This window comes from Streptomyces sp. NPDC007095, assembly GCF_040634475.1.
Lineage (GTDB): Bacteria > Actinomycetota > Actinomycetes > Streptomycetales > Streptomycetaceae > Streptomyces.
Window position 1 is genome coordinate 7,496 of the sequence record NZ_JBEYFS010000332.1, and the last position, 1,763, is coordinate 9,258.

The window sequence follows — 1,763 nt, forward strand, 5'->3', positions numbered from 1 at the left end:
TGTGCCTGTGCTCGTCGGTGACGGGCCGTGCGGTCGTTCTCAGTCGTCATCGGCGGCCGGGGCGCCGAACCAGCGGGTCAGCGCCTGCGCCAGACCGGCCGAACCGGAATCGGAACCTGCCCACGCCACGTAGCCGTCGGGCCGTACCAGCAGGGCCTGCCCGATCGGCAGCGGGCCGTCGGCCGCGGGGCGGTCGGCGACGAAGACGACCCGGTCCGACCAGGAGGCCGCCGTCGCGCGCAGCGCCGGGGCGCCGTCCCCGTCCAGGGACAACAGCAACCCGCGACCGGTGCGCAACAGTTCGGTCGTACGGCGCCGCGCGCCACGCTCCGCGGACTCCAGCCACGCGTCCGGCAACCGCCGCCCGAGCAGAGGGTGTTCGTCGGAGTGGATCTCGGGGCCGACGCCGACGCCCTTGGCGACGCCGGCCCCGAAGCCGTGGCCCCCGGCGCCCCCGGCGCCGCGACCCTCGACGCCCTCGACGTCGTACCGGATGCCTAGGCCGCTGATCATCCCGGCGAGGTGCTGCCGTACGCCGTCCAGGGCGACGAGTTCGGTGAGCAGAGCGCGGGCGGGTTCGGCCTCCGGGCCGCCGAGCAGCAGCTCGACCTGGGCCCGGATGTTGGCGAGGACCTGACGGCCCACGGTGTGGCGCTCGGAGTGGTAGGTGTCGAGGAGGTCCTCGCCCGCGCTGCCGCGGACGACGGCGGCGAGCTTCCAGCCGAGGTTGAAGGCGTCCTGGACGCCCAGGTTGAGGGCCTGTCCGCCGCTCGGCATCTGCCGGTGCGCGGCGTCCCCGGCGAACAGGACGCGACCGTGCCGGTAGCGGGCGAGCTGCCGGTTGGCGTCGCCGAAGGCATTGACCCACAGGGGGATGCCCTGGCTGATGTCCTCGCCGGTGACGCGCTTCCAGACGTCGGTGACCTCCGCGAAGTCCGGTTCGGCGCCGTCGCGTTCGGCGGCGGGCCGCCCGAACTCGTGGACCATCACCCGGGTCACCCCCTCGCGGGTGGCGGCGATGGCGAGCCCGTGCTCCAGGCGCTGGAAGCGCCGGTCGGCGACCTCGACACCGGAGACGTCGGCGCGCAGCAGTTCGCGTGCGGCGTCCCGGCCCGGGAAGGGGGCCCGGACCAGGCGCCGTACGGTGCTGTCCTCGCCGTCGCAGCCGACCAGGTAGCGGGCCCGGATGCGGACGGGACCGTAGGGACCGATGGCCTCGGCCTCCACCCCGTCCTCCGCCGTAAGGGACAGCAGCTGGTGCCGGCGCCGCAGATCGGCGCCCAGCGCGGCGGCCCGCCGCTGCAACAGCTCCTCGGTGCGGGTCTGCGCCACCTTCCACTGCCCGGCGTGCGAGCTGGGCAGCGTCAGGTCCAGCGGTACGCCGCCGAAGTGACCGCGCGGCTCGCACGGCGGCGTACCGAGCTCGTCCAGCAGCCCGCGGGAGTCGAAAATCTCCATCGTGCGGGCGTGCAGGGTGGAGGCCCGGGATTCGGTGGTCGGGCCGGGGCGCTGGTCGACGACGACCACCTCGGCGCCGCCCAGCCTCAGCTCGGTGGCGAGCATCAGCCCGGCGGGGCCCGCTCCGACCACGAGGACGTCGGTGTCCAGGATGGTCGTGTCGGTGTCCTGATGGTCCGTCGTCATCGTCAACGCCTGTTCTCTGCGAAGGCCTTGGCGTGGGTGAGGGTGGCCCGGCTGTTGGTGGACAGGGCGGTGTGGACGTACTCGCGGGCGTCGGCGACGGTGGCTCCGCAGCCGAGGAT

The 1,763-nt window shown here is 74.2% G+C and carries 1 protein-coding gene and 1 pseudogene; both read right to left on the reverse strand.

Annotation, left to right across the window (positions count from 1 at the left end; genetic code table 11):
* Positions 1 to 39 precede the first annotated feature (39 nt).
* Positions 40 to 1,644: an FAD-dependent monooxygenase gene (locus ABZ656_RS53530; RefSeq protein ID WP_360279376.1), complete on the reverse strand. Its 1,605-nt coding sequence runs from the start codon at positions 1,642 to 1,644 to the stop codon at positions 40 to 42.
* A gap of 2 nt (positions 1,645 to 1,646) precedes the next feature.
* Positions 1,647 to 1,763: pseudogene (locus ABZ656_RS53535) on the reverse strand (cyclase); the annotation flags it as partial.